This is a genomic window from Afipia sp. GW821-FHT14H12 (assembly GCF_058803465.1).
This window is the reverse complement of sequence record NZ_JBXAOZ010000003.1, coordinates 68156-93520: the sequence shown is the minus strand read 5'-3', so window position 1 is coordinate 93520 and position 25365 is coordinate 68156. Positions and strand designations below refer to the sequence as shown.

28 protein-coding genes are annotated in these 25365 nt (G+C 60.9%); 4 read left to right on the top strand and 24 right to left on the bottom strand.

Annotated elements, in window-relative coordinates; genetic code table 11:
• Nucleotides 1-43 precede the first annotated feature (43 nt).
• The 5 genes from soxZ (AC1RNA_RS14945) to soxC are packed head-to-tail and all read right to left on the bottom strand — an operon-like array spanning nucleotide 44 to nucleotide 3142.
• A complete protein-coding gene (soxZ, locus tag AC1RNA_RS14945) occupies nucleotides 44-355 on the bottom strand; it encodes a thiosulfate oxidation carrier complex protein SoxZ (RefSeq protein ID WP_009340485.1) in 312 nt (103 codons plus the stop codon).
• 14 nt (nucleotides 356-369) lie between these two features.
• Nucleotides 370-867: a thiosulfate oxidation carrier protein SoxY gene (gene soxY, locus AC1RNA_RS14940; protein ID WP_048756650.1), complete on the bottom strand. Its 498-nt coding sequence runs from the start codon at nucleotides 865-867 to the stop codon at nucleotides 370-372.
• A gap of 21 nt (nucleotides 868-888) precedes the next feature.
• Nucleotides 889-1242 carry a sulfur oxidation c-type cytochrome SoxX gene (gene soxX, locus AC1RNA_RS14935; RefSeq protein ID WP_492951603.1) on the bottom strand — a complete coding sequence of 118 codons (354 nt, stop codon included), beginning with the start codon at nucleotides 1240-1242 and terminating at the stop codon, nucleotides 889-891.
• Between the two features lie 15 nt (nucleotides 1243-1257).
• The gene (locus AC1RNA_RS14930; RefSeq protein ID WP_048756651.1) at nucleotides 1258-1944 is read right to left on the bottom strand and encodes a c-type cytochrome; all 687 of its coding nucleotides are present in this window, start codon (nucleotides 1942-1944) and stop codon (nucleotides 1258-1260) included.
• A complete protein-coding gene (gene soxC / locus AC1RNA_RS14925) occupies nucleotides 1928-3142 on the bottom strand; it encodes a sulfite dehydrogenase (protein ID WP_433994112.1) in 1215 nt (404 codons plus the stop codon). Before soxC ends, AC1RNA_RS14930 begins: the two co-directional genes overlap by 17 nt.
• Nucleotides 3143-3401: 259 nt before the next feature.
• Here soxC and AC1RNA_RS14920 point away from each other — a divergent pair, with 259 nt between their 5' ends.
• Genes AC1RNA_RS14920 through soxZ (AC1RNA_RS14910) form a run of 3 tightly spaced genes read left to right on the top strand, consistent with a single transcriptional unit; the run spans nucleotide 3402 to nucleotide 5100 of the window.
• Nucleotides 3402-3749 carry an ArsR/SmtB family transcription factor gene (locus tag AC1RNA_RS14920; protein WP_048756652.1) on the top strand — a complete coding sequence of 116 codons (348 nt, stop codon included), beginning with the start codon at nucleotides 3402-3404 and terminating at the stop codon, nucleotides 3747-3749.
• On the top strand, nucleotides 3746-4744 hold the full coding sequence (locus AC1RNA_RS14915; protein WP_492951602.1) for an MBL fold metallo-hydrolase: 999 nt from the start codon (nucleotides 3746-3748) through the stop codon (nucleotides 4742-4744). The genes AC1RNA_RS14920 and AC1RNA_RS14915 overlap by 4 nt, the downstream gene beginning before the upstream one ends.
• 38 nt (nucleotides 4745-4782) lie before the next feature.
• Nucleotides 4783-5100, top strand: coding sequence for a thiosulfate oxidation carrier complex protein SoxZ (soxZ, locus tag AC1RNA_RS14910; protein WP_492951601.1), 318 nt, complete (start codon nucleotides 4783-4785; stop codon nucleotides 5098-5100).
• 222 nt (nucleotides 5101-5322) lie between these two features.
• Here the strand turns inward: soxZ (AC1RNA_RS14910) and AC1RNA_RS14905 are convergent, their stop codons facing one another.
• The 6 genes from AC1RNA_RS14905 to AC1RNA_RS14880 all read right to left on the bottom strand — a co-directional run bounded on the left by AC1RNA_RS14905 (nucleotide 5323) and on the right by AC1RNA_RS14880 (nucleotide 11285).
• Nucleotides 5323-5718, bottom strand: a complete 396-nt coding sequence (locus AC1RNA_RS14905) for a c-type cytochrome (RefSeq protein ID WP_009340477.1) — start codon at nucleotides 5716-5718, stop codon at nucleotides 5323-5325.
• Nucleotides 5719-5862: 144 nt separating this feature from the next.
• Nucleotides 5863-7536, bottom strand: coding sequence for a gamma-glutamyltransferase family protein (locus AC1RNA_RS14900; protein ID WP_492951600.1), 1674 nt, complete (start codon nucleotides 7534-7536; stop codon nucleotides 5863-5865).
• 28 nt (nucleotides 7537-7564) lie between these two features.
• Entirely contained in the window at nucleotides 7565-8107 is a 543-nt protein-coding gene (locus AC1RNA_RS14895) for a DUF1097 domain-containing protein (RefSeq protein WP_009340475.1), read from the bottom strand.
• Between the two features lie 16 nt (nucleotides 8108-8123).
• Nucleotides 8124-9437 (bottom strand): amidohydrolase family protein, encoded by a 1314-nt coding sequence (locus AC1RNA_RS14890; RefSeq protein WP_009340474.1) that lies wholly within the window; start codon nucleotides 9435-9437, stop codon nucleotides 8124-8126.
• 151 nt (nucleotides 9438-9588) lie between these two features.
• On the bottom strand, nucleotides 9589-10221 hold the full coding sequence (locus AC1RNA_RS14885; protein WP_492951599.1) for a response regulator: 633 nt from the start codon (nucleotides 10219-10221) through the stop codon (nucleotides 9589-9591).
• Nucleotides 10218-11285, bottom strand: coding sequence for a PAS domain-containing sensor histidine kinase (locus AC1RNA_RS14880; RefSeq protein ID WP_492951598.1), 1068 nt, complete (start codon nucleotides 11283-11285; stop codon nucleotides 10218-10220). Before AC1RNA_RS14880 ends, AC1RNA_RS14885 begins: the two co-directional genes overlap by 4 nt.
• Nucleotides 11286-11455: 170 nt before the next feature.
• Here AC1RNA_RS14880 and AC1RNA_RS14875 point away from each other — a divergent pair, with 170 nt between their 5' ends.
• Nucleotides 11456-12181 (top strand): type 1 glutamine amidotransferase, encoded by a 726-nt coding sequence (locus AC1RNA_RS14875; RefSeq protein ID WP_492951597.1) that lies wholly within the window; start codon nucleotides 11456-11458, stop codon nucleotides 12179-12181.
• A gap of 15 nt (nucleotides 12182-12196) precedes the next feature.
• On the opposite strand, the gene AC1RNA_RS14870 is transcribed toward AC1RNA_RS14875, so the two are convergent.
• The 13 genes from AC1RNA_RS14870 to AC1RNA_RS14810 form a co-directional block, all read right to left on the bottom strand.
• Nucleotides 12197-14911, bottom strand: coding sequence for a bifunctional diguanylate cyclase/phosphodiesterase (locus AC1RNA_RS14870; RefSeq protein WP_492951596.1), 2715 nt, complete (start codon nucleotides 14909-14911; stop codon nucleotides 12197-12199).
• A 169-nt stretch (nucleotides 14912-15080) separates the two neighbouring features.
• Entirely contained in the window at nucleotides 15081-15827 is a 747-nt protein-coding gene (locus AC1RNA_RS14865) for a GntR family transcriptional regulator (protein ID WP_492951595.1), read from the bottom strand.
• 108 nt (nucleotides 15828-15935) lie between these two features.
• On the bottom strand, nucleotides 15936-16943 hold the full coding sequence (locus AC1RNA_RS14860; protein WP_048756659.1) for an Ldh family oxidoreductase: 1008 nt from the start codon (nucleotides 16941-16943) through the stop codon (nucleotides 15936-15938).
• Nucleotides 16940-17860 carry an NAD(P)-dependent oxidoreductase gene (locus tag AC1RNA_RS14855; protein ID WP_009340467.1) on the bottom strand — a complete coding sequence of 307 codons (921 nt, stop codon included), beginning with the start codon at nucleotides 17858-17860 and terminating at the stop codon, nucleotides 16940-16942. Before AC1RNA_RS14855 ends, AC1RNA_RS14860 begins: the two co-directional genes overlap by 4 nt.
• A gap of 64 nt (nucleotides 17861-17924) precedes the next feature.
• Nucleotides 17925-19196, bottom strand: a complete 1272-nt coding sequence (locus tag AC1RNA_RS14850; protein ID WP_009340466.1) for a UxaA family hydrolase — start codon at nucleotides 19194-19196, stop codon at nucleotides 17925-17927.
• Nucleotides 19197-19206: 10 nt separating this feature from the next.
• A complete protein-coding gene (locus tag AC1RNA_RS14845) occupies nucleotides 19207-19533 on the bottom strand; it encodes a UxaA family hydrolase (protein WP_009340465.1) in 327 nt (108 codons plus the stop codon).
• A gap of 85 nt (nucleotides 19534-19618) precedes the next feature.
• The gene (locus AC1RNA_RS14840; protein ID WP_492951594.1) at nucleotides 19619-21346 is read right to left on the bottom strand and encodes an L-aspartate oxidase; all 1728 of its coding nucleotides are present in this window, start codon (nucleotides 21344-21346) and stop codon (nucleotides 19619-19621) included.
• A gap of 3 nt (nucleotides 21347-21349) precedes the next feature.
• Complete coding sequence (locus AC1RNA_RS14835) at nucleotides 21350-21958, bottom strand: fumarate hydratase C-terminal domain-containing protein (protein WP_009340463.1); 609 nt, start codon at nucleotides 21956-21958, stop codon at nucleotides 21350-21352.
• Nucleotides 21959-21968: 10 nt separating this feature from the next.
• Nucleotides 21969-22844 carry a fumarate hydratase gene (locus tag AC1RNA_RS14830; RefSeq protein ID WP_009340462.1) on the bottom strand — a complete coding sequence of 292 codons (876 nt, stop codon included), beginning with the start codon at nucleotides 22842-22844 and terminating at the stop codon, nucleotides 21969-21971.
• 4 nt (nucleotides 22845-22848) lie between these two features.
• Nucleotides 22849-23196 carry a succinate dehydrogenase, cytochrome b556 subunit gene (locus tag AC1RNA_RS14825; RefSeq protein WP_492951593.1) on the bottom strand — a complete coding sequence of 116 codons (348 nt, stop codon included), beginning with the start codon at nucleotides 23194-23196 and terminating at the stop codon, nucleotides 22849-22851.
• Nucleotides 23193-23522, bottom strand: a complete 330-nt coding sequence (locus AC1RNA_RS14820) for a succinate dehydrogenase membrane anchor (protein WP_009340460.1) — start codon at nucleotides 23520-23522, stop codon at nucleotides 23193-23195. Before AC1RNA_RS14820 ends, AC1RNA_RS14825 begins: the two co-directional genes overlap by 4 nt.
• Nucleotides 23519-24265 (bottom strand): succinate dehydrogenase/fumarate reductase iron-sulfur subunit, encoded by a 747-nt coding sequence (locus tag AC1RNA_RS14815; protein ID WP_492951592.1) that lies wholly within the window; start codon nucleotides 24263-24265, stop codon nucleotides 23519-23521. Before AC1RNA_RS14815 ends, AC1RNA_RS14820 begins: the two co-directional genes overlap by 4 nt.
• 27 nt (nucleotides 24266-24292) lie before the next feature.
• Nucleotides 24293-25315 carry an ABC transporter substrate-binding protein gene (locus AC1RNA_RS14810; protein WP_009340458.1) on the bottom strand — a complete coding sequence of 341 codons (1023 nt, stop codon included), beginning with the start codon at nucleotides 25313-25315 and terminating at the stop codon, nucleotides 24293-24295.
• Between the last annotated feature and the right edge of the window lie 50 nt (nucleotides 25316-25365).

Here is a 25365-nt window from a genome sequence, read left to right as displayed (position 1 = left end):
GAACCACAAGATGACGCATCGTTCGATCCTTCCCGTTCAACGATCAAGCAATCTTGGCCGTCGTGGTGTCCGTCTCACCCTTGTTGTCGACCCAGGTGATCTTGAGATCATCACCCTTCTTGCCCCCCTTGAAGGAGAACTTGATGAAAGGGTCCTTGGAGACAGCCGGGCCCCACAGCGCGGTGAAAACGACCTTGCCGCCGGTCTCGAACTGAACCGTCTCGATATGATGAGGCGGAATGAGCTGCCCTTTGGAGTCCTTAACGAAGCCGGAATCCATCGGATGCTGGACAAGCGCCTGAACTTCGGTGGTGTCGGCGCCAGCGATGGCGCGTACGCGAATAGTCGATGCCATGACCTGTTTCCTCCTCAGCCGCCGCAGCCGCCGACAGTGACTTTAACTTCCTTGCTGGCGCTATAGAGCTTGCCGTCCGACTCCACGACGGCGATGACCTTGCTGGTCTTGGCCATCTTCAGGCGGTTGGACACAGCCGGGATCGTGCCTTCGGGAATCTTGTAGGAGGCCGCGAGTGCGTTGGGATTCTCGGCGACCATCAACGAAATCGACGTCACCTTCGGCAGCGTGGTGCTGACGCTGATCGGCACGACCGCGCCGTTCTCGGCGATCTCCGGGGCGTCGAGCTTGACCTTGTCCGAAGCTTCGGCGGTCTTGCCATACAGCGCCTTGAGGGTGTCGTCCTGGCTCTTCAGCTTGAAGGCTTCAGCCGGCCAGCCCGCGGCATCGGCCGCGAAAGCCGCAACCGAGCGCATGACGTTGAGGCTCGCGCCCAGCACGGTCGCAAGCGCGGCTCCCTTCAACAGACCTCTGCGCGAGGTGCGCAAGGCGGGCAGTTTTGCGATAAACATTCGATCTCCTCCGGGGTTTTCTCAGAGCTGATAGAGAAAGTCGACGATCGCCGAGATTTCTTTATCGGTCAGGATAAGGTTGCGGCCGAAAGGCGGCATCACGGTCTCCGGGTTGCGCTTGGTTTCGTCCGCGATGATCGCGGTCAATTCCTTGCGGTCCAGAAAGCGCGCCTTCATGTCGTTGAGCGCCGGTCCGATGGAGCCCGGAAAATCGCCGCCCTTGAACTCGTGACAGGTGATGCAATTGCCCTTGCTGCGATTGAGCGCCAGCGCCTTCCCGTCCAACGGCTCCGTCGGCTGGGCGTAGGCCGCAACAGGCATAGCCAGGGCAATCAGGGTTGCTGCAGTTGCGAAATGAAGGCGATTAAAGTGCATCCTGCGCGCTCCAATTTACTTCGGTTGCATAGTATCGAGCGGACCGGAGGTCCTTGGCGTCAGGTCCTTCCCCTCAGCCGTCGAGACAATCTTCAATGTTGATGGATCAACACACTTCGTCATGCAAGGCTTCATTGCGGTGTCCGGACGAGGATCCTGCCACGTAAAACTATCATGGTTAGGCATTTTTACCTTTGGCAAGGACTCTTTGTCTGCGACAAAGTCCGCTGGGACAATATTATTCAGATTCAGGATGTAGGCCGTCAGCGCATACACATCGTCCGCCGACAGCGTACGAGGCGTCGGGAACGGCATCGCACGGTTGATGTAGTCCCAAAGTGTTACGGCAAACGGCCAATAGCTGCCGACCGTCGGCTCGGGACGGTCCGCGGTGAGCGAACCGTTGCCGCCCGCGAGCTTGGGATAACGTCCCTCGCCCTCACCGAACGTGCCGTGACAGGAGGCGCACTGATCGGCGAACACTTCGGCGCCATGGTTCACGTCGCCCTTGCCTGGCGGCAATCCCTTGCCGTCCTCGGCGCGCGCGTCGATATCCCAGCCCTTGATCTGCTCGGGCGTCGCGGGCGTGCCATAACCGAAACGCTGATGCGTCTCGGCCGCCATGACAGAAGCAGGCACGGCATTCACCGCCAGCAAGGCGACGGCAAACATCGCAGGCCGCAGACTAGCCAAGCTGGACATCGTAAACGCTCCCATCGGGCTTGACCTGCCAGGTCTGAATTGAGTTGTTGTGGTAGACGGAGCTGGTGCCACGCACTTTTCGCAACGCAGCGAGCGTCGGCTGCACAAAGCCGGTTTCGTCCACTGCGCGCGACTCCAGGAATGCGGGCTTGCCGTCCCACCGCCACGGAATCGTAAAGCGCGTCAGCGCCTTCGACAGCACAGGCTCTTTCAACTCGGCCTGCCGCCAGTTCGCGCCGCCATCGGTGGAGACGTGAACCTCCTTGATCCTGCCGTTGCCGGTCCAGGCAAGGCCGCGGATTTCATAAAGTCCGGGTCCGCTGAGCGGCACTTCCGGGCACGGGAACGTAATCACCGACTTGGCGTCGATCAGCCAGGTGAAGCCGCGCGATTTTCCGTCCGGCATCAGGTCGGTGTATTTCGAGGTCTCCTCGCGGGTGTACCAGGGCTTGTCGCCGACCTTGATGCGCCGCAGCCACTTCACGCTGACATTGCCTTCCCAGCCGGGAACGATCAGCCGCAGCGGATAGCCCTGCTCCGGCCGCAGAGCTTCACCGTTCTGCGCATAGACCACGAGGCAATCGTCAAGACATTTGTCGAGCGGCAGGCTTCGCGCCATGTGGGCACCGTCCGCGCCCTCGACCAGAATCCACTTCGCATCCTTCTTCAGCCCGACCTCTTCGAGCAGCGTCGAGAGCTTCACGCCGGTCCACTCCGCGCAACTCACCATGCCATGGGTGAACTGCAGCGAATTAAGCTGCGCGCCGCGCCATTCCATGCCGCCATTGGCGGGACACTCGATGAAATGAATGCGGGACGTCGAAGGAAATCGCATGATGTCCTTCATCGTCAGGATGATCGGACGATCGACCAACCCGTGGATCATCAGTCGATGCTTGTCGGCTTCAACATCGGGACGGCCCGCGTGATAGCGCTCGAAAAACAAGCTGTTGGGCGTGATGATGCCGTGCAGGCTCTGCAGTGGCGAGAAGCTGATCGAGGATTCGGTGCCGGCCGTGAGCCAGGGCACGTTGCGGCGGATGACGCCGGCCTGCTCGGGCGAGGGCTTGCCATAAGGCTGATCGACGACACCGGCGCCGATGGACTGCGACCATTCGTTCTCGGCCGGTGGCGCTGCATCATCGGCGCGTGCGCCGGTGCTGTCGAGCATCGCCGCGCCTGCGGCAACGCCTGCCATTTTCAGCAACAGCCGCCTGGGAATCTGGACACGCTCCGACCCGGCAGCCAGAGACGCCTTACGGGCGTCTCTCAATAAAGAGAAAGACACTCCATCTCCTCCCTGACCGGTCAACCATTCGATGGGACCATTGTTTTACTTATTGTTCTAGATCAAATATCATCCATGCCTAATTTAGTCAACGCTAAACTAATAAATTGGCGTTCTGCCCACAAAATTGGTAGGATGAATCACAGAAAAATTTTCAGGACCGATTTCGATGAACACGGCTCTCGCTGCGAAGACGCGCGCGAATAAGTTACGTCCGGATCAATTGCTGGAACAACAGGCACGAGAGGTCTCCCGCCTCCTGAGCGTGCTTGCGAACGAAAACCGCCTGCTGATCGTTTGCTATCTCATGATGCGAAGCGAAATGAAGGTCGGCGAACTGGTCGATGCATTGCATCTCAGCCAGTCCGCGCTCTCGCAACACTTGACCAAGCTGCGCGAAGAAGGGCTCGTCGAATTCCGGCGCGAGTCGCAAACGCTCCACTACAAGATCGCCGACGAGCGCGTGACGAAGCTCGTCAAGGTTCTCAAGAAACTCTACTGCGACGACGCCATATGAAAAATCTGCTGCGCGTATCCGTACTAGCGTGGGCGATGCTCCCCGCCACCCTCCTCGCTCAAAACAAGGTGCCGGATTACGCGCCGCTCGACCGCCCCATCACGGTGGATCAGGTCCCCGGCAAGGATATTTTCTACAGCATCGGCAGCCCCGGCATTCCGGGCAAGGCCAATGAAGGCAACACCTCCAATGCCGGCTATGTGATCACGTCCGAAGGCGTCGTTGTTTTCGATGCGCTCGGCACGCCATCGCTCGGCTGGGCGCTTTTGCAGGACATCCGCAAGCGGACGGACAAGGACATCCGCTACATCGTCGCGAGCCACTACCACGCCGACCATATCTACGGCCTGCAGGCGTTCCGCGATCACAGCCGCGCGGTCATCATCGCGCAGGATCACTCCGGCGATTACAACGAGAACAAGGAAACCGCCGACGAGCGTGCCGGAGCACGCCTCGACCAGCGCCGCGAAGCCCTTGCGCCGTGGGTTGACGAGCATACGCGCGTCATCTCCCCCGACATCACCTTCGACGACAAGCTCACCATCGTGCTGGGCGGCAAGCGTTTCTCGCTGATTTCCGCAGGGCCCGCCCATTCCAGCAGCGACATCATGATGATGGTCGAGCCGGACGGCGTGCTGTTCGCGGGCGACATCGTGCAGAATAGCCGTATTCCGTTCATGAACAGCGACGACGTCAGCACCACGCACTGGCTCAAGGGACTCGACGAGGTGCTGGCGCTCGATCCGAAATACATCATTCCCGGCCATGGCAAGCCATCGGCCGCCGCGAAGGAAGCGATTGCATTCACCCGCGATTACATTCTGTATGTGCGTAAAGCGATGAGTGAAGCGGTCGCCAACTGGGTCGATTTTGACACCGCCTACAATGGGACAGACTGGTCCAAGTATAAGGACTACCCTGCTTTCGAGAGCAACAACCGGGGCAATGCGTATCGCATTTTCCTGGAGCTTGAAGCGTCGCAGTTCAAGAAATAAGACAGTCGCCTTCGAGGATTTCGCGCCAGAGGATATTGATGACGTCGACCATCCGGATACAGGCTCATCTGATCGGTGATGTGACCGAGGTTCAGGCCTTGATCAAGCATCCCATGGATTCCGGATTCGCCAAGGATGGCGACGGTAAGCTCATTCCCGCGCACTACATCGAAACCCTCAGCTTCGCGCATGATGGCAAGGTCGTTTTCTCCGCCGACTGGGGACCGATGGTGGCGCGTCAGCCCTACGTCAAATTCTCCTTCAAGGGAGGAAAGGCCGGCGACACTGTCACGGCCCAGTGGACCGACAACAAGCACACGGTCGACAGCACGAAGACGCAGATCAAGGCCGACTAGGTTTTCACGCAGAGCTTAAGCATAGCGACTGCTCCCGTCATTCCGGGGCGCAAGCATCGCGAACCCGGAATCCCACCCGTCATATCAGGATTCCGGATCAGTCCGCCTTCGGCAGCCTGCCCGGAATGGCAAACTCATGTTCTAATCCGCGAAATAAAAATGGCTGGCGGAACGGAATGAAAGAAATCCGTGTCCACCAGCCACTTTTGAGAAAACAGAGGCTTACTTCTTGTTACCGCTGGCGTCGAATTGCTTGAGGAACGCGATCACGTCGGCGCGCTTGCCGGCCTGCGAAATTCCCGGGAACGACATCTTGCCGTGCGGCGCGAGGTGCTTCGGATTGGTCAGATAGTCGTCGAGCGTCGCCTCGTCCCAGACCTTGTTCGCGCCATTGCCGGCTTTGAGGTCCGCCGAATAGCTGTAGCCCTCGACCGAACCCCACTTGCGGCCGACGATGCCGTTCAACTCAGGGCCGACCTTGGTCTTGGCTCCGGGGCCAACCGCATGACAGGCCATGCAGACCTTGAAAGCCTGCTCGCCCTTGGCCGGGTCACCGGCTTCGGCGTGAGCGGCGCCTGCAAAGGCAACAAGAGTGACAGCAGCAACGATCCAACGCATCTTCTTCTCCTTGGCTTGCTTGTATAGCTGGCTGCAGCCGCGCGAGAGGCGACCGCGACGGCATCACCTATATCACGCTGTGCTCAACGCGCAGCAAGAACCAAGGCGGGATGAATCAATCTTTTGGTGATGACGCAGCGCGACCTAGAGGCCGATCGCCAATCCATCGCTGCGCGGATCGTGCGCACCCTCCATCAGCCCATCGTCATGAATGACGATGGCTCCGGCCTGCCCTCCCAAGGGACTGTTCGCCGAAATCATGCTGGTTTCATGGCCACGCGCCGATAATTCCTGCGCCGTTGCCATACCGACGCTTTCTTCCAGCTTCAGCGTGTCCCGGCTATCGGAAAACGTCTTGCCGAGCAGGAAGCGCGGTTGCGTCAGAGCGGTGAGCGGATCGAGGCCGTAATCGAGCAGACGGGTCAACAGCACCGTCAGGGTCTGCGGCTGGCCGTCCGCGCCCTGCGTGCCATACAGCACATGCGGCTTGCCGTTCTTCATCGCGAGGCCGGGATTGAGCGTGTAGAACGGCCGCTTGCCGGGCGCGATGGCATTCGGGCTCTTCGGATCAATGCTGAACGCGGCTCCACGGTTCTGCCAGAGCACGCCGGTGTCGCCTGCGACAACGCCGCTACCCCAATCGAAATAGGTGCTTTGCAGAATGCTGACGCTGCGCCCCTGTGCGTCGGTCGCGGCAAAGTAGACGGTGTCGCCGGTCCGGAACAGATGCGGCCAAGGCATCGCCCGCGCCTTGATCGCTGCCGCCTTGCTTTCAAGCCGCGACGGCGCAAGCCTCTGCGCGATGTCGGCAGCGGCGAAATCCGGGTCGGCAATGCCGCCGCGATCGAGGAAAGCCTGCTTCACCGCTTCGACGCAGCGGTGATAATACTCCGCGCTCCCCTCCTCGACACCGGCGAAGCCAAGCCGGTTCAGGATGCCCATGATTTCCAGCGTGGTGATGCCCTGCGTCGGCGGCGGTGGCGCCAGCAGCGTCACATCCCGGTAATCCACCGACACCGCCTGCTCCTGACGGCTGAATGTTTTCGCGAGATCGGCAGCCGTGAGCGGCGAACCAACCGCCTCTAATCCCTTGCCGATGCGCGCGGCCAGTTCGCCTTCGTAGAATTCGCGAGCGCCATGCCGCGCGATCTGCTTCAGGCTATGCGCGAGATCTTTCTGCACGAACAGGTCACCGGGCTTCGGTGCCTTGCCGTCCGGCAAGAACAGCCTGGAAAATCCCGGCCAATTGGCCAGTTCCTTTTCACGGAAGGATGTCCAGAACAGTTGCGAGCCCGTGACCGGAAAACCGCGCTCCGCATAAACGATTGCAGGCTCCAGCAGCGAGGCGAAGCTTCTGGTTTCACCTTTATCGCTCGCCCAATGCTCGCGGGCATAGTCGTAAGCCTGACGCCAGGAATCCACCGCGCCTGCGCTGACGACCGTCGATTGCGGGCCACGCGCCGCGATCGACTCTTTATAGTTTGGCAGCTTCTCAGCGGCCTGCCCCAACCCGAGCAGAACCGTGTTGCGGCCCTGTGCGTCCGCGATCATCCAGATCGCGTCGCCGCCGATGCCGCAGAAGTGCGGATAGGTCACGGCGATCACCGCACCCATCGCAATCGCAGCCTCGATCGCGTTACCGCCCTCGCGGAGGACTTTGGCGCCTGCTTCGCTCGCAAGCGTGTGCGGGCTCGTCACCATTCCGGTCCGCGATTGCGCCAACCGCGGATCGTTGGAAGTCGAGGATGGCGGCAATGGGCTTCCCGGCACGCGCCGAGCGCTGTCTGCTTTCAACGCCTGCTGGGAAAGCCTTGTCATTGCCTTATCCTTTCAGTTGCCGGGCCGCTTACGACACGGCTTCCTTGACTTGAGAGGAAGAGTGTTCCTCCGCAGCATGGTGATGGTGGGCGCCGAAGGTCGCGGTGAGCCACGCATAGATCGGGCCAAGCGCGTTCATCGCCAGCGATGCGAAAAGCGCCGCATAGGGATCGCCAGGGATCGGGCCGAACTTGCCAAAATAGGTGGCGAAGAACGACGCGAAGCCGAAGAACATGCCCGGGATGAAGCTGAACGTCGAAATACGTCCCAGCGACATCATCGTTGCGTTAAGCGTGAACAGGATCACGCATTCCGCCGCGATATAGGCGTTGCCGGTGAAGTACTGCGAGGCGATCTTGAAGCACACCACGATGGCGCAGGCGAAGAAGCCGCCAATCGCCATGGTCGGATAGAATTTCTTCATCACCGCCGGCGTCGGGCCACCGGCTGCGAAGGTCGCGGCCCAGGTGATGAAGATCGCCCACGGCGGGAAGTGGAACGAGGTCATGGCGATAAAGATGGTGGTCACTGCGAGCAGCGACGCGACAATTTCGGCTGGTAGCTTGTTCATGTTGGGTTCCTCCTGATTAGTGTGTTGCTGAAGCCGTCTTCTTGGTTTTGGCGTGAGCGTGCGGCTCCGCATGGGCGTGACCGCAAGTGCGGCAGATCTTGGTATCGAGCTTGGTCATCGCGGCGACGCGGCCGCGCTTGAACACCCAGGAACGCGCCGGGATGTCGAGAAGCGCATCGGCAACGACCTGCGTGTCGAGGATCATCAGATCCGCGGGCTTGCCGACGGCGAGGCCGTAATCCTTGCCGATGCCGACCGCGCGGGCAGCGTCGGTCGTGCTCATCTTCAGGATTTCCGCCTGATGGTCCGGCGTGCCGAACTGGATCAGGTGCGCGAGCATGTTGCCGATCACCAGCGGGTCGGCCTTGCCGAACGGCGTGAAGGCGTTGCGCACATTGTTCGATGCATAGGCGACGTTGACGCCGCCTGCCCGCAACGCGCGCACCGGCGTGAGGCCGCGGCGCTGATTCACCACATCCTTGCGGCCACCGAGATAAACATCGGTCGCCGGCAGGGTGACGATGGTGATGTCGGCTTCGCGCAGCAGATCGATCAGCGGCTTCAGCTTTTCCGGTTCGAGGGAACCGGGGCTCGTCACATGGCCCAGCGCGACACGGCCCTGATAGCCGGTCTCGATGGTCTTACGGGCAATGTATTCCGCCGACATGAAGCGCTGGTCGGTCGCATCGTCCGAGAAGTCGGCATGCATGTCGACCGGCAGGTCATGCTTGATCGCCATCGCGAACACCGTGTCGATGTGCTTCTTGGTGTCTTCCCAGGAAATCTCGTTATAGGGGCAGCCGCCGACTACATCGGCGCCGAGTGCAATCGCCTTCTCCATCAATTCGACGACGCCGGGCGTCTTGAGGATACCCTCCTGCGGGAAAGCGACGATCTGCAGATCGATCAGATCGCGATATTCCTCGCGCAGTTCAACCGCCGTCTCGACACCGATCAGGTTCTGGATCGGATCGACATCCGGATGCGCGCGGATCAGCGTCGTGCCGCTCGTGATCGCCATGTCGAGCACCTTGCGCGAGCGCTCCAGCACGTCCTTACGCTCCTGCTTGGATTTCAGGATGCCGGTGACGCGGATCGCCTCGTCCAGCGTGCCGAGACGCGCCGGCATGCGGCGGTGGAGAAATGCTTTTTCGAGGTGCAGATGGGCCTCGATGAAACCGGGCAGCGCAACGCGGCCTTCCGCATCGATTTCCTCGGTTCCGGTTCGGTCGAGTTGTTCCTCAATGGCCGCGATTCGGCCGTCCTTGATTCCGATATCGACGAGCGGCTTATCGTCTTCGATCCGGACCCTGCGGATAATCATATCCATGTTGGTCGCGCTCCCTATGAAACGCCGGTTTTCCGGCTTTTGCCGTGCCTGTGCGGATCCGTGGATTCGTTGGCATCTTGCTAACCATGACGTTAGCGGGCCGCCGCCCTGACGGTAATCGGCGGTGTCCTAAGCGGGTCTAGGAATTTTCCTAGACCGGACCCGGCCCCAGGCCGTGGCGCATGGCGTAGTGGACAAGATCCACCACCGTCGCGGCATCGAATTTGAGCAGGATGTTGGTCTTGTGCGTGCTCACCGTCTTGACGCTGAGGTCGAGCTTGCGCGCGATGTCGGAAATCTTGCGGCCGTCGACCAGCAGATCGAAAATCTCCCTCTCGCGAGGTGTGAGGCGACGGTGCGGCTCATCCTCGGGCTGCACTTTCAGAGCCGCCGACTGCGCCGCCGTGGCGCTGATGAACATCTCATCGTTCGCGACCTTGCGGATCGCCTGAATCAATTGCTGGCTGGCGCTGCTCTTGGTGACATAACCGGCTGCCCCCGCCTTGAGAGATTCGATCACATATTGATGCTCGTCATGCATGCTGAGCACGATCACCCGGCCGCTGCCGATCTTCGCGACCACGTCGGTCAATAGCGCAATGCCGCTGCGCCCCGGCATCGACAAATCGAGCAGGACGACGTCGCAGGGCGACGACAACAGAGCGAGAAGCTCCTGACCGTTGGTGGCCTCACCGACGATCGCAAGATCGTCGTGCTCGGCCAGAATTTGTTTCAGGCCCTCGCGGAAGATCGCATGGTCGTCGGCGAGTACAAGTCGGATCATGACGGCAGTTTGTCCTGCAAGGCCGGATCATTCAATGGCAAACGGACGGATACAATCGTGCCGCCCTGCGGATTGTCGCTGATGACGACGGCCCCGCCGAGCGCCCGGGCCCGCTCACGCATGCCGACAAGCCCGAGCTTGTTGAGTTGAGGGGCACCCTGATCGATCCCGCGTCCATTGTCGGTGATCTCGATATGCAATTCTTTCCCTTCATGGGAAACGACGACGCTCGCGCGCTTCGCCTTGCCGTGACGCATCACGTTGGTCAACGCCTCCTGCACGATACGAAATGCGGCGGTCGAAACCGCGCTGTCGTAGCTGACATTCTCCTTGTCGAACGACAGCGAGATATCAAGACCGCCGAGTTCGGCGGAGTTCTGCGTGAGCCATTTCATCGCCGCGACCAGACCCAATTCGTCCAGAATCATCGGCCGCAGATTGACGGCGATGCGACGCAGGTCGGTCACCGAACGGTCCACGATCGACACCAGCCGGTCGACGCGCGCCTGAAGCACATCCTGCGATGCGAGCCGCTCGCGCAGCCATATCAATTCGATCTTCAGCGCGGTCAGGGTCTGGCCCAGTTCGTCATGCAGCTCACGCGAAATCCTGGCCTGCTCCTCCTCCCGCACCGATTGTAGAAAGGAGGACAGTTCGCGCAACTGCGCGCGCGAGCGGATCAGTTCATCGGCTGCCGCCTTGCGTTCGGAAATGTCGCGCGAAATCCCGACGGTGCCGATGATGTGCCCATTATTATCGCGGATCGGCGATTTGATGGTTTCGAACCACAAGACGCGACCATCGGGATCGGAGCGGCTTTCTTCATAACGTCGCCGCCGTCCGCTTTTTACCACGGCCCGGTCGGTCTGCATGTAAATGTCGGCAAGATCGGACGGCCAGATATCGTATGGCGTCTTCCCGATCACTTCGTCTTCCCGCAGCCCGATGATCGAAAGATAGGCCGAATTGACGGCCAGATAGCGGGAATCGCGATCCTTCAGCCACGCCATGTCGGGAATGTTGTCGAGCAGCGCGCGCTGCTGTTGTTGCTCAAGGTCACGCACCTGAAACCACCGAAAATCCCGCAAGGCTCCTGCAACAGGTTACACCGGCTCTGGTCCCACGCAAATAAAGTGCAATCGGATATCAGACGGCTCCGCGGATGACTCGCCGAATGCAATCGGATAGGTTCCGGCACCTTACGACGGCAAGTCCCTTCCGCACCCATTCCATCATGCGCATTCTTGTTTTTCAGCACCTCGCTATCGAACACCCGGGTATCTTCCGCCAGTTCTGGCGCGAGGACGGCTATCATCCGACCACCATCGAGATCGATGAAGGCGAACCCATCCCCTCGTTCGATAACTTCGATCTTCTGGTGGTGATGGGCGGCCCGCAGGATGTCTGGCAGGAAGATCGCTTTCCCTGGCTCGTGCAGGAAAAGGCCGCGATCCGCCGCTGGGTTGTCGAGATTGGAAAGCCCTATCTCGGTATCTGCCTTGGCCATCAGCTGCTGGCGTCGGCGCTTGGCGGCAAGGTCGGCAAGATGCCCGTCCCGGAGGTCGGACTCGCGCCCGTGACGCTGACGCGGGACGGAATGTCAGACCCCGCTCTGACGGGCTTTCCGCAGACCGTCGACAGTTTCCACTGGCATGGCGCGGAAGTCTCCGAGCCACCCGCAGGCGCCACGGTCCTTGCATCGAGCTCTCTCTGCGCGGTGCAGGCCATGCGATGGGGCAAGCACGCCTATGGCTTTCAGTATCACTGCGAAATCGAGCCTTCGACGGTCGATGACTGGGGCCAGATTCCGGCTTACAGGGCCAGCCTCATCAAGGCGCTCGGCGAAGATGGGGCTGCCCGCCTGCCCGGCGAAGTACTGCCTCGCCTGCCCGGCTTTCGTGCCTCGGCGCTTCAGCTCCATCGCAATTTGATGACGATGATCGGCCCCGGCCGCCCGTGACGGGCGCGCCTTGCCTCAATTCGCTTCGGCGAACTGAGCGGGCAGCACCAGCCGGCTCAGCTTTTCTTCGGTCAAAGCCGGGCTGAAGAAAAAGCCCTGCATCTGGTCGCAGCCAAGTTTTCTCAGCACCGCCAACTGCTCCGCCGTCTCCACACCTTCCGCAGTCGTCGTCATATTGCGGGCGGCGGCGATGTCGACCACCGCCTTCACGATATGCGAAGCCCCCTCGGGCTCGGTGATATTCTGGATGAAGCAGCGGTCGATCTTGATCTTGTTGAACGGGAAAAGCTGCAAATAGCGAAGCGACGAGTAGCCGGTGCCGAAATCGTCGAGTGCGATGCGCACGCCGAGACCGCGCAACTCATGAAGAATCGCCAGCGCCTCCTCATCGTCGCGGATCAGCACGGCTTCGGTGATCTCGAGCTCGAGCCGGTTTGCAGGCAACCCGGATGAGCCAAGCGCGCTTGCGACGTTGAGCGCCAGCGTATGACCCTTGAACTGCACCGGCGACACGTTCACCGCAAGGCGGATATCGTCCGGCCAGTTCGCAGCCGCATGGCACGCCGTCTTCAACACCCATGAGCCGAGCTGGTCGATCAGGCCGGTTTCCTCCGCGATCGGAATGAAGTCGGCCGGCGACACCAGACCATGGCGCGGATGACGCCAGCGCACCAGTGCCTCGCAGCCGAGGATCTTCCGGGTCTTGACGTCGATGAACGGCTGATAGTGGACTTCGAACTGCTGATGGAAAAGCGCGTTGCGGATTTCCATTTCCATATCGTGCCGCTTCTGCGCCCGGACCTTCATTTCAGGCTCAAAGAAACGATAAGTCCGCCGCCCGCTGCCCTTCGCGGCATAAAGCGCAAGGTCGGCATTACGAAGCAGGCCTTCAAGCTCGGAGCCATCGCATGGCGACATCGCAATGCCAATGCTCGCATCCGCATTGAGATGATGCCCGGTGCAATCGTAAGGCACCCGGATCGCGGCATGAACCCGCTCGATCAGCGGAATGAGCTCCGAGCGTTCCTGAACGCCATGCCGGATAATGGCAAACTCGTCTCCGCCAAGGCGCGCGACGATATCGTCCCGCTCCATGCAGCCGCTGAGACGATTCGCAATCGACACCAGCAATTCGTCGCCGACAAAATGACCCAGCGTGTCGTTGACCTGTTTGAACTCGTCGATATCGATCGAAAGAACCGCGAGGTTTTCTTCCTTCTTCAACATCTTATCGAGATGATCGCGGAACATCGTACGGTTCGGCAGATCAGTCAGTGCGTCATAACGCGCCATATGGGCGATACGATCTTCCGCGCGCTGCCGCTCCGTGATGTCTTCCAGCGTCAAAACCCAGCCGCCGCCGGAGATCGACTGGAGCGCCGTATGAATCACGCGCCCGTCCGGAATATTGATCGTGAGCGTGCCATTGGTCGACACCAGCTTGAACACCTTGACGCAATAGGCGTCGATATCCCCGTCGAACATTCCATGCTTCTTCCGAAGCGCCATGATCTCGCGCAGGCTATAGCCGGGCTTGATGGAGTCATTCGGCAGGCCGAACATCTCCATATACCGGCGATTGAAAATCACCAGCCGGTGATTGGCATCGAACAACAACAGACCCTGCTTGAGGTTGTTGACCGCCGTATCGAGACGCTTCTTCTCCAGCATCAATCGTTGCTGGGCAGCATTGTGCTGGGAGATAAATCGCCGGACGATGAACAGAACGATCAGGGCCACCGCGATTGACGCTGCGAGCGCAATCAGGACCAAGACACGGGTCTGCTCGTGCCAATCCGCCAGCGCCGAATCCACGGTCCTGGTGGCGATCATGACAATCGGAAAATCCTGCAGCTTCCGTATCGAGCCGATCTGCTGCTGGCCGGTGACCGGGCTCGTTATCATCAGCGAGCCGTGATCGGTAACTTTCAAGACACCCTCGAATAGCGGTCCGCTCTTGAAATTCTTGCCGATCATCGATTCGACATGCGGATAGCGCGCGATCATCGTCCCATCTTCATGGAACATGGAGATCGCTGCATCTGACCCCAGCGAAAGTGACGCGAAGAACGACTCGAACCGCGCAGGCTCGACGCCACGGCTGACCATGCCAAGGAATTCGCCCTTCGGCGAAACCAGCTTACGCGCGAAGATCGTGGTCCATGTGCCGGTGACACGACTGTGGACGGGATTCACGACCAGCTTGAGCGAAGGCGGACCGAACTTCAATTCCTTGAAGTGCTTTCGGTCGGCGACGCTAAGGTTAGGGACCGGCCAGGTTTCGGAGGAATTGATCAACTGGCCATCCGCACCAAAGAAGTTCACTGCGCCGACATACGGCATCGAGCGAATCTTGGTCGCGAGCTTCTGGTGAAAATCCTCGCTGGAAATCGTCCGCAGAAATTCCCTGGGCGACTTGGCTTCGAGCGAGCGCGCCTGGGCAACGGCATCCTCCTGGATTACCTGCCAGTCCTGCAATTGCTGATCGAAATGGCGCGTCAGAAGCTGCAACGTATTTTCCAGATCGCGCTTGCTGCTCGCCAGCGTGCGATCGCGAAAATTATTGATGGTCAAAGCGGTGCCAAGCACGATCGCGGCCACGAGCACGACGCCGCTGACGATCAGCCAGAAAATCGGGCTGCGCTGCTGTGGCTTGACGGCGCGCTCGATCGCATCAGCGATCTCGGGCGCGTCGAGGCTGCCATCATGATATGAAATGCGTTCTGCCATCATCCCTCTCGGGGGTGATGGCATACCGAACCCAAGTGGAAATCACGTTAGCAGGAGCGGTTAGCGAGCCGTTAAACCGTACCCAAAAACAGGCATTGCCGATGACGGTTAAGGCTTTCCCTCTAATGAGGGTTGAAGTGTATGTAAAGTTGGCTGCTCTACAGGCCGGTTAAAGCACTTCCGCGGCGTAACGGCAGCGGCGGGTGTCGCAGCGGCTGATGCGCAATTCCACCGGCTGGCCACCAACATCGGTCGCGATGCGATGGACTTCCAGCAACGGCGTCCCGGCCTTCAGGCCTAGCCTCTTTGCCTCCTCCGCAGTCGCCGCGACAGCGGCCAGCCGCTCGATGACGCGGACAATGCTGATGCCGAATCTCTCCTGATAGATGACGTACATTTCCTCATCCATCTGGGTATGCGCCTCGACGGAGAGATCGGGCATTACATCCACCGGCACGTAGATCCGTTCGAAAATCGCAGGCTTGCCGTTGAGACTGCGCACGCGGGTAATCGCGTGAAGCATGGCCGATGAATCGACGCCCAGATCCGCTGCCTGATCGCGCGTCGCGCGCTGGATGCGCTGCGACAGCACCACGCTCGCGGGAATGATCCGGCTGCCGTCCGGCTCGACCATGCGGAAGAATTGATACAGCGCGCGATCACGGGAATGGCGCGCGACGAAAGTGCCGACGCCTTGCCGCCGCACGATCATGCGATCGGCTTCCAGCGCGTTCAGCGCCTTGCGCACGGTGCCCTGGCTGACATTGTACTCGGCGGCGAGTTCATACTCGCTCGGAAGCATCTGACCCGGCTTCCAGCTTCCGGCGCCGATACGCTTGACAAGCAGCGTCTTCACCTGCGCGTACAGGGGAAGGTATTCGGTATGACCGCCTGACACTGTCGTTTCGTTGCTCACCAGATCCTTCGCCGTTACAAACGATTCAAGACGATAAGTAACAGAAGCCGTCGCGGGACCGAAGCCCTTCCCGCCCGCTCGAGCGGCTACGCACAACCAAATAACCCATCAAGCCTTGACGGATGCCGTCTCCTTCAAAACCGATTCGATTTCCGGCGAAACAGCCAGCCCGTCACGGGCGGCCTTGGCCCGATTCGCAAGCCGCCGCCCGCCCGAGATGCGCGCCCCCTGCTGACGCTCGATCGCCGCGACCAGCGTCGCCATCCGTTCTCCGAACCGTCCGTGCCCGAATCCCGCAGGATCGATGGCGAGCAACAACTGTCCGGTGAGCGGCGGGCCGCCCTTGTCGTCGAGGAAAGAGGAAGCTTCGAATGCCAGATTGGCTCCGGGGATACAGGCCGCCAGAACTTCAACCATGAAGGCCAGCGCCGCACCCTTGGCATCGCCCAGCGGGATCATCGTGCCTTGCAGCGCCTTGACCGGATCGGTTGTCACCTGTCCGTCGGCATCGAGCGCCCAGCCTTCAGGGATACTCTCGCCCTTCTGCTTGGCGGCGACGATCGGTCCGCGCGCGACCTTCGACAGTGCAAGATCCACCACCGCCGGTTCACGGCCATCGATCGGTGCTGCGAAGGCAATCGGGTTGGTGCCGAACACCGGCTCGCGCCCGCCCCAAGGAGCCATGGCGCTCGGCGTATTCGCAAACAGGAGCGCGACCAGTCCCTTCTTCGCCAGCGCCTCGCACGGCAGACCGGCGGCACCGCAATGATTGGAATTGCCGATGGCCGCGACTGCGATGCCTTGCTTTGTCGCAAGCGCAGGCAATTCCGCGAGTGCGAGGTCGATGGCAGGATAGGCAAATCCCTTCGCCGCATCGATCGCCAGAATGCTGGGGCGCGGATTCGAAGATTTCGGCTTCGCCTTGCCGTCAATCTTGCCGCTTTTCACCATGGCGAGATACGTGGGCACGCGTGACAGGCCATGGCCCTTGAGGCCGTCGGCTTCCGCAGTCACCAGCGCACGCGCCACCGACGCGGCCGCCTCGTCACTGCAGCCATGGGCGATGAACGTGCCCGCGACGCGCTTGGTGAGATCGGCGAGAGACTGCGTGCTCATGCGTTCAGAACCTTCTTGACGTTCTCGACCGTGACCCAGGACACCCGCGTGTTGGATTCCACAGTGACGCCGGCAATGTGCGGCGTCAGGATCAGATTCGGCACATCCGCAAAGATGCCGCCCGACTTGAGCGGTTCTTCCACGAACACATCGAGCGCGGCGCCGCCGAGTTTCTTCGCCTTAAGCGCTGCCGCCACGGCCGCTTCGTCCACCACACCGCCCCGGGCGGCATTGATCAGGATGGCATCCGAGCGCATCCGCGACAGCGCGGACGTATCAATCATGTTGCGGGTCTTGTCGTTGAGCGGCACATGCAGGCTGACGACATCGGACAGCGCCAGCAAACTCTCCAGCGTCTGGCGTTGCACACCGGCCTGGGTAAACGCCGCATCGTCCACCAGTGGATCGAACGCGACCACCTTCATGCCCATCGCCGCCGCAAGTTTCGCGGTGAGGCGCGCGATGGAGCCGAACCCGACGAGCCCCATCACCTTGTCGGAAATCTCGCGGCCGATCAGCGTATTGCGCGGCCACTTGCCGGCGACGACGCTTCCCGTCGCCATATAGGCGCCGCGCAACAGCATCATCGCACTCGTGATGACATATTCGGCCACCGAAAGATCGTTCGCGCCCGAAGCCGGCAACACCGCGATGTTGCGCTTCGCACAGGCTTCCAGATCGATATTATCGAGCCCGACGCCAAGCCGGCCGACGGCCTTCAGCTTCGGCGCTGCATCCAGCAGTGCGCCGCGCACCTGCGTGCGGTTGCGCACGATGATCGCGCGTGCATCCTTGAGGCGGGCATTCAAGTCATTCGGATGATCGACGAGATTGGGGTCGTAGAAATAATCGAAACCGCGCAACCCTTCGGTGATTGCCGCCTCGTCCATGAATTCGCAAATAACGATGTCAGACACGCGGCCCTCATTCCAAAAATAAAAAAACAGCGGACGGCGCAATCGCGCCGCCCGCCTGTGCCGTTTAGGCGCTGCGATACAGCTTGGTCAGCACGAATTCGCGATGACCGAGCGATTCCGACGCCGTGAGGCGGCCGTTCGCGGTGCGCGAGATCATGTCGATGAGCGCGTCACCGGCCTGATCCAGCGTCATGTCCCGGCGCAGCACGCCGCTCACATCGACGTCGATGTGCTCGCCCATGGTGCGCACGGTCTTCGGATTACCGCTGATCTTGATGACCGGCACGATCGGATTACCGATGACATTGCCTTGGCCCGTCGGGAACGTGTGGATCACGTAACCCGCTGCAGCCATCAGCGTCACGCATTCGGCAGCCGCCGAGGACGTGTCCATGTAATAGAGGCCGGGGCCCTTGGCCGGGGCTTCAGCGGGTTCCAGCGCATCGATGAATTTCGACTTGTGGCCGATCTTCTCGAGGTTGCCGAGCGCCTTCTCCTCGATGCTCGACAGACCGCCAGCGATGTTGCCCTTGGTCGGCTGAGAATCGGAGAGGTCGTCGGTCTTGTGCGCTTCGATCACGTCGTCCTGGTACGCCTTCCACATCTTGTACCATTTGTCCGCGATCTCCGGAGACGCCGCGCGCTCCTTGCACAGATGCTCGGCGCCGGTGATTTCCGACGTTTCACCGAACACGCCGTAGATGCCCTGCGGGATCAGCTTGTCGTACATGTTACCGACGGTGGGGCACGACGACAGACCCGTGGTAGTGTCGGACTCGCCGCACTTGGTCGAGACCCACAGTTCCGAAATCGAGCATTCCTCACGCCGCAGCTCGGTCGCCCACTGCACGAAGCGCTTCGCCTGATAGCTCGCCTTCGCGATGGTGGCGATGTCGCCATGGGTTTCGATGCCGAAGCCGACGACCGGCTTGCCGGTCTTGGCAATGCCTTCGACCACGCGGCTGGTCCAGCCTTCCTCGATGCCGATCACGACCACGGCCGCGACGTTCGGATTCGAGCCGGTGCCGATCAGGGTACGGAAGTGCAATTCGAGATCTTCACCGAATTGCAGACGGCCGTAGGAGTGCGGGATCGCGATGGTGCCCTTGATGTTGTTGGCGACCGCTTCGCACGATGCGTTCGACAGATCGTCGAGCGGCAGGATGAGAACGTGGTTGCGGACGCCGACGCGACCGTTTTCACGCCGCCAGCCCCAGAACTTCGCGTTCTTGAAATCCTTCGAAGCGCGAGTGTTGGGCGAAATCTTCGTCGTCAACTGATCCGTCGCGGTGCCCGGAAAAGGCGACTTCATTTCAACGATATTACCGAGTGACATGTTCTCGCCCTCACCAACGCTTGGTCTTGTGATTGTGAATATGGACGTGACGGCCCTTCGGCCCATCGCCGACCATCTTGCCGACGTCCTGACCGTACTTGATGACGGTGTCGCCCTTCTTGAGGTCGACCAGCGCCACCTTATGGCCAATCGGAATATCGTCCTTCACGTCGATGGTGAACGTCGTGTCGTTCTCGGTGATGACGCCGAATGCCTTGGTGCCGGCCTTCAGGTCCTCGACGACAACGACCGCAACATTGTCCTTCGGGCTGTGGGCCAGCACGTGCGGCATGTTCGGTTTGTCTTTGGCGGCTGACGCCGCTACCGGAGCATTCATTCTTCTTTCTCCCTGCTCGTCTGAATGGGTCTCAGGTCCCAAGTCTTGTATAAGATAACAAATATCTAGGTCAAGCAGAACCGCTCTATTCCGCCGCCTCCGAAAGCAGGGTTTCGCCCGGTTTTACGCGGGTAAACGCCACTGGCGCGGTGGAAATGTCGATCTCGCCGCCCTTCATCCGCACCACGGTGTAGTGGGAGGTCGTAAGGTCGGACGTGGACGGATAATCTTCACGGAAATGTGCACCGCGACTGTCGGTGCGCGCCGTCGCCGCCGCACAGATTCCGCGACTGACCTGCACGAGGTTTTCCAGATTAAGCCGGTCCATCCACGTCAGGTTGTAGCGGCGGTCGCCATCGGCCACGCCGACCCGCGCCACCTGCCCCGCGAGATCTTCCAGCGCCGCAGCGCCGCGTGCGAGTCCTTCGCCCGTGCGCAGGATGCCGACATCGTTCCACATGATGTCCATCAGCGCCTCCCGCATCTCGGCGAGATCGCCTGACGGCTTGCCGAGCGGCGAGAATGCGCGATCGAGCGATGCGTCGATCACGGACTGATCCGGATCGGCAAAGGCGCCTTCCTTCGCGACCGCGCGCGCCATCGCATCGCCGGCCACGCCGCCGAACACCGTGGAGTTGGCAACGCCATTGCCGCCGAGACGGTTGGCGCCGTGCACGCCGCCGGTGTCTTCACCGGCCGCGAACAAACGCGGCATCGCGGTGCTGCAATCGAGATCGAACACCACGCCGCCCATCATATAATGAGCGGTCGGAATTACCTCGACCAGACCGCCCGCGAGATCGAAGCCGCAATCGGCGCAACGCTCGACCATGCCCTTGAAGGTGCGGCGCACGTGATCCGGTCCGAGATGGCTCATCTTGATGTGCACGCCGCCGTGCTTGGTCGCGTGACCCTTGCGGATCTGGTACATGATCGAGCGGCTGACGATGTCGCGCGTGGCGCGTTCGCCGCGCTCGTCGTAATCGAACATGAAGCGTTCGCCGCGCGAATCCAGCAACTGCCCGCCTGCGCCGCGCAGGCCTTCCTCCAGTACCGTGCCGGTCATGCGCGTGCCCGCGCCCGCAAGGAGGCCGGTGGGATGGAATTGCACCATTTCGAGATCGCGCAGCGACAGCCCCGCGCGCATCGCCATCGCCAGGCCATCGCAGGTCTTGTCGCCGGACGGCGTATGGTACTTGTACATCGTCGGCCCGCCGCCGGTCGCAAGCAGCGTTGCCTTGGCGCGAACAAGCAACGGCTCGCCACTGCGCATGTCGAGCATCAGCACCCCCGCGAGGCCCGAACCATCCGCCGACGGAATGAGATCCAGCGCGCGATGGTCTTCCATGCGCTTCACATCGCGCCGCCAGATCTGCTCGGACAGGCGGTTAATGATCTCGATGCCGGTGAGGTCGCCCTTGTGCACGGTGCGGTCGAAGGTCTGCCCCGCGAACGCCTTCTGATGAACGCTGCCGTCGGGATTGCGGTCGAAGAAGCAGCCGAGTTCGTTCTCAAGCTCGCGGATGCGGATTTGCGCTTCGACGACGAGTTTCCAGGCGAGATCCTGATTGTTAAGCCACTTGCCGCCCTCGATCGTGTCCATGAAATGACGTTCGACCGAGTCGCCCGGCGCGAGCGCGACGTTGTAGCCGCCCTGCACCATGCGGGTGCAACCGCATTTGCCGAGCAACCCCTTCACCGCCACCGTCACATCGAGATGCGGCGCGGCTTTCTTGGCGTGAAGTGCTGCAAAAAGCCCAGCTCCGCCGGAGCCGAGGATCAGGATGTCGGTATCGACCGTGCGTAGCGTCATGGTTCACACCGCTCCGATGCTTTTGAGAACCGCATCGCGGCGGCTGGCCACATCCTTCTGCAAATCGGCGTAGAGCGAGCCGCCATGCGAATCCATGCCGACCAGCAACGGGCCGAAATTCCTGATCTGGAATTTCCAGAGGCTCTCGGGATGCAGATCATCCATGTCGATATCGACGATCTGCTCAATCCATGTCGTCTCCAGCGCCGCGGCACCACCGACGATGGCAAGATAGGCGCCGCCGAACTCGGCAAAGGCCGCGAGCGTGTCCGGCCCCATGCCGCCCTTGCCGACGATGATGCGCACGCCTTCGCGGTCCATCAGGTCGTGGGTGAAACGCTCCATGCGCATCGACGTGGTGGTGCCGATGCAGAACGGCTTGTAGCCGACCGGAGCCTCGTTCGAGACCGGCACACGATGCACGTTCGGCGCGGTGTGGATGACCGCGTGACCGTGAAGATCGAATTTGACCTTGCGGCCTTTGTCGAACATGTGGATCAGCGTCGCGTCGCGGATGCCGAACAGCGTCTGCTCGAGGGTCACGGTGTCGCCGATCTTCAGGCTGCGGGCCTTTTCCTCGGTGATCGGCATTTCAAGAATATGATGTGCCATGGTCCTGCCCTCACGCCGAGAACGCGATGCCGCCGGGCGTGATCGTCGCCCGCGCGCGCCGCGCCGAATGGCACTGGATGTTCACCGCAACCGGATTTTGCGTGATGTGGGTGGCGGCGACCTCCACATGCACGGCGAAGCTGGTCGAACGCCCGCCCAGCCCCTGCGGACCGATGCCAAGTTCATTCACCGCTTTCGAGAGTTCGGCCTCGATCTTGGCGCCCTCCTCGTCGCTGCATTTTGAGCCGAGCGGGCGTGTCGCCGCGATTTTGGCCAGATGCATGCAGAGGTCGGAGGTGCCGCCCATGCCAACACCGACAATGGTCGGCGGGCAGACACGACCACCTAGTTCGATGACACGATCGATCACGAACGCCTTCACCGCCTTGATGCCGTCAGACGGCAGCAGCATTTTCAGGAACGAACCGTTCTCCGAACCCGATCCCTTGGGAATCATCTCGATCGACGCCGTCTCCGGCCGCTCGTCGAAATCGACATGGATGATCGGCACGCGGATGCCGCTCGATGTCTGGTTGTTCTTGCGGGTGATCGGATGCACCACGGAGGACCGCAGCGAGCATTCCGTGGTGGCGCGTTCACAGCCCCGGCGGATCGCCGCCTTCAGCTCTGCCCCATCGAACTGCACGTCCCGGCCGATCGTCACGTTGTAGATCGGAATGCCGGTGTCCTGGCACAAGATGTTGTTGGTGCGCTCGGCGACCGCAATATTCTCCACCATGGTGTCGAGCACTGTTTTGCCGATGGTGCTGGTCTCGTTGCGCACCAGCGTCTTGAAACCCGCCTTGATGTCGTCCGGCAGCATCTTGAGAGCCTGCACATAGAGTGTTTTGCAGACTTCTTCGACTTCTTTCATATCAATCTGCATGGCTCTACATCCCGTTCAACAGAAACAACACACCAACCGCCAATGAGGCGGCGACACAACTTGAAACCAGCACCGCGCTTCGGTCGCGCATCGCAAACCATTCGATCGCGAGCACCCGCAGGCCAAGCGCCATGTGCACCGCGAGCGCGGAAACAAGGCCCCACTCCGCGATCAAGGCGATCCGCGAGTGGGTCAGTGCGAGAAAACTGTCCAGCGCGCCTGCGCCATTGAGCGCGGTGCTGAGCGCGAGAAAGTGCATCGGCAAAAAGATTGCCAGCGCCACGCCGGACAGGCGATGCAGCATCGCCGCGATGAAACCCGGCTTCAGATGTGAGCCCCGTATCACGCTCATGCGCCATACACCGCAAACGCGGCCCTCACTCCGAGGATAACGAGCGAAACCGAAAATAGTGCCAGCACCACGTCGAGCGAGCGGCCCCGCCAGTGCAGCCATTCGCGCAGCACCGAGCGCAGCCCGATTGGCGCATGGATCGCAGCCGCCGCCACGAATGTCAGGTAGAACGCGAGAAACGCGCGGTTGCCATGGGTGCGCGCCAGAATATCGCCCGCCGTCAGCCCGCCGCGCACGGCATAGATGATGGTGATGAGGTGAACCGTCACCGCGAAGGCGAGAATGAACGCCGTGCCACGCTGGGCGAGATAGAGAACCGGGTTCATCGCCGCCTCCAGAGTTTGTTCGAGGTCGCCCGCTTCAAACCGGCGATTGAGAACGTTGGAGACAGATGCTTGGGGCAGAATTCAGTGCAGCTCATGTGGCTGTGGCAGGAATGGCAACCGGCATCGCCGGTCACGGCAGTGAGGCGCGCGTCCTGTCCGCGATCACGAACGTCGTTGACGAGCGTCCATGCCCGATTCAGCGCCGCCGGCCCGAGATAGTCCTCGTTCCACGACACCACGTCGCAGGCTGAGTAGCACACGCCGCAATTGATGCATTCGATGCCTTCATCGACGGCCTGCCGTTCCGGCGAAGACGGCTCGACGACGGCGAAGTCCGCAGGCGGGTTCTCGCCCGGCTCGAAATAGCCGTGCGCGTCGCGCCATTTGTTGAAGAAGGGCTCCATGTCCACCGTCAGATCCTTGACGACAGGCAGGTTGCGCAGCGGCTCCAGCTTCAGCGGGCCGCCTTCAATCTCGTCGACGCGGGTCCGGCAGGTCCAGCGCGGCCGCTCATTCACGACCATGGCGCAGGAACCGCACATTCCGACGCGGCAGGCGAAACGATAGGACAACGTTTCGTCCTGCGTGCGCTGGATCTCGGTGACGACATCCAGCACGGTTTGATTGGCACGCGCCGGGACTTCGAAGGTCTGAAAGGCGCCGTCTTTATCACCCCGCCAGACCTGCACGATCAGTACAGGGGCCGGCGAGGTGTCGTCGTTGCTTTTTACTTGAACACTCATGACTAGGGTCAAGAGCCTCCGTTGGTTTTAGCTGCCGTTGGCGCTGTGGATGCCCGGGAAGTAGATGTCTTTCCAGTCCTTGGTCTTGGCAGTGATGAGACCAGCACGATTCATGTAGTCGAGATAGGACAGCACCTTCTTGGGGGTGGTGGTCCATTCGTTCACCGGATCGCGGATGATCTTTTCAGCATCGGCGACGGAAATCTTCGAGTTCTCGGCCTTCACCCAGATGGCTGCCGCCTTCGCGGGATCGGCCTTGATGTTGGCCATCGCCTCATCAAGCGCACCGAGGAAAGCCTTCATGACCTTCGGATTGGACTCAGCGAACTTGGTGGTCGCCCAAACCGAGTTGAAGGTGTGCGGGCCGCCCAGCACGTCGTAGCTGTTGAGGACGAGATGCGCCTTCGGGTCCTTCAGCTCCAGATTCTGGTATGGCGGCGAACCGAAATGAGCATCGACCTCGGAATGACCGCCGAGCATCGCCGTCATCGCATCGGGATGGCTCATGGACACCGTGAGCGCATCAAGCTTGTGGCTCTGACCCACTCCGAATGCCTTCTCTGCCGCCATCTGCAGCGTGATCGCCTGGATCGAGACCTTCACGGCCGGAAGACCGATCTTGTCCTTCTCGGTGAAGTCCTTGATCGTCTTCACGTTGGGATTGGTGGTGACGAGATAGAGCGGCATCGAATTGATCGCCGCGACACCCTTCACCTTGTAGTTGTTCTGGGTCTTGCCCCAGATCGTCAGCATCGGGCCGACACCGCCGCCGGCAAAGTCAAGATTGCCGGACAACAGCGCTTCATTCATGCCGCTGCCCGAGCTGAAGCGCAGCCACTCGACCTTAAGATCGCCGAGGCCTTCGGCCTTGGCGTGTTTCTCGAGGAGGTGCTGCTCCTCCATCATCGTCAGTGGCAGATACGAAACGCCGTACTGCTTGGCGATGCGAACGGTGTTCACTTCGGCATGAGCGCCGCTGGCAAATCCTGCACTCGTAAGTCCTGCGACCAGACCGATCGCCGCCATCGTCTTTACAACTGATTTCAACATCCTGTCCTTCTCCTCACAAAAAGCCGGATATTTATTATTGTTGTTCCGGC

Coding starts and splice junctions, on each gene's coding strand:
- AC1RNA_RS14835 (WP_009340463.1), bottom strand. CDS start 21,958: ATGGCACATCATATTCTTGAAATGCCGATCACCGAGGAAAAGGCCCGC.
- AC1RNA_RS14825 (WP_492951593.1), bottom strand. CDS start 23,196: ATGAGCGTGATACGGGGCTCACATCTGAAGCCGGGTTTCATCGCGGCG.
- AC1RNA_RS14890 (WP_009340474.1), bottom strand. CDS start 9,437: ATGGATATGATTATCCGCAGGGTCCGGATCGAAGACGATAAGCCGCTC.
- AC1RNA_RS14850 (WP_009340466.1), bottom strand. CDS start 19,196: ATGTCACTCGGTAATATCGTTGAAATGAAGTCGCCTTTTCCGGGCACC.
- AC1RNA_RS14830 (WP_009340462.1), bottom strand. CDS start 22,844: ATGCAGATTGATATGAAAGAAGTCGAAGAAGTCTGCAAAACACTCTAT.
- soxZ (WP_492951601.1), top strand. CDS start 4,783: ATGACGTCGACCATCCGGATACAGGCTCATCTGATCGGTGATGTGACC.
- AC1RNA_RS14875 (WP_492951597.1), top strand. CDS start 11,456: ATGCGCATTCTTGTTTTTCAGCACCTCGCTATCGAACACCCGGGTATC.
- AC1RNA_RS14900 (WP_492951600.1), bottom strand. CDS start 7,536: ATGACAAGGCTTTCCCAGCAGGCGTTGAAAGCAGACAGCGCTCGGCGC.
- AC1RNA_RS14820 (WP_009340460.1), bottom strand. CDS start 23,522: ATGAACCCGGTTCTCTATCTCGCCCAGCGTGGCACGGCGTTCATTCTC.
- AC1RNA_RS14905 (WP_009340477.1), bottom strand. CDS start 5,718: ATGCGTTGGATCGTTGCTGCTGTCACTCTTGTTGCCTTTGCAGGCGCC.
- AC1RNA_RS14870 (WP_492951596.1), bottom strand. CDS start 14,911: ATGGCAGAACGCATTTCATATCATGATGGCAGCCTCGACGCGCCCGAG.
- AC1RNA_RS14845 (WP_009340465.1), bottom strand. CDS start 19,533: ATGAATGCTCCGGTAGCGGCGTCAGCCGCCAAAGACAAACCGAACATG.
- AC1RNA_RS14885 (WP_492951599.1), bottom strand. CDS start 10,221: ATGATCCGACTTGTACTCGCCGACGACCATGCGATCTTCCGCGAGGGC.
- soxC (WP_433994112.1), bottom strand. CDS start 3,142: ATGGCAGGCGTTGCCGCAGGCGCGGCGATGCTCGACAGCACCGGCGCA.
- AC1RNA_RS14895 (WP_009340475.1), bottom strand. CDS start 8,107: ATGAACAAGCTACCAGCCGAAATTGTCGCGTCGCTGCTCGCAGTGACC.
- AC1RNA_RS14915 (WP_492951602.1), top strand. CDS start 3,746: ATGAAAAATCTGCTGCGCGTATCCGTACTAGCGTGGGCGATGCTCCCC.
- AC1RNA_RS14815 (WP_492951592.1), bottom strand. CDS start 24,265: ATGAGTGTTCAAGTAAAAAGCAACGACGACACCTCGCCGGCCCCTGTA.
- AC1RNA_RS14860 (WP_048756659.1), bottom strand. CDS start 16,943: ATGAGCACGCAGTCTCTCGCCGATCTCACCAAGCGCGTCGCGGGCACG.
- AC1RNA_RS14920 (WP_048756652.1), top strand. CDS start 3,402: ATGAACACGGCTCTCGCTGCGAAGACGCGCGCGAATAAGTTACGTCCG.
- AC1RNA_RS14810 (WP_009340458.1), bottom strand. CDS start 25,315: ATGTTGAAATCAGTTGTAAAGACGATGGCGGCGATCGGTCTGGTCGCA.
- AC1RNA_RS14930 (WP_048756651.1), bottom strand. CDS start 1,944: ATGTCCAGCTTGGCTAGTCTGCGGCCTGCGATGTTTGCCGTCGCCTTG.
- AC1RNA_RS14840 (WP_492951594.1), bottom strand. CDS start 21,346: ATGACGCTACGCACGGTCGATACCGACATCCTGATCCTCGGCTCCGGC.
- soxY (WP_048756650.1), bottom strand. CDS start 867: ATGTTTATCGCAAAACTGCCCGCCTTGCGCACCTCGCGCAGAGGTCTG.
- soxZ (WP_009340485.1), bottom strand. CDS start 355: ATGGCATCGACTATTCGCGTACGCGCCATCGCTGGCGCCGACACCACC.
- soxX (WP_492951603.1), bottom strand. CDS start 1,242: ATGCACTTTAATCGCCTTCATTTCGCAACTGCAGCAACCCTGATTGCC.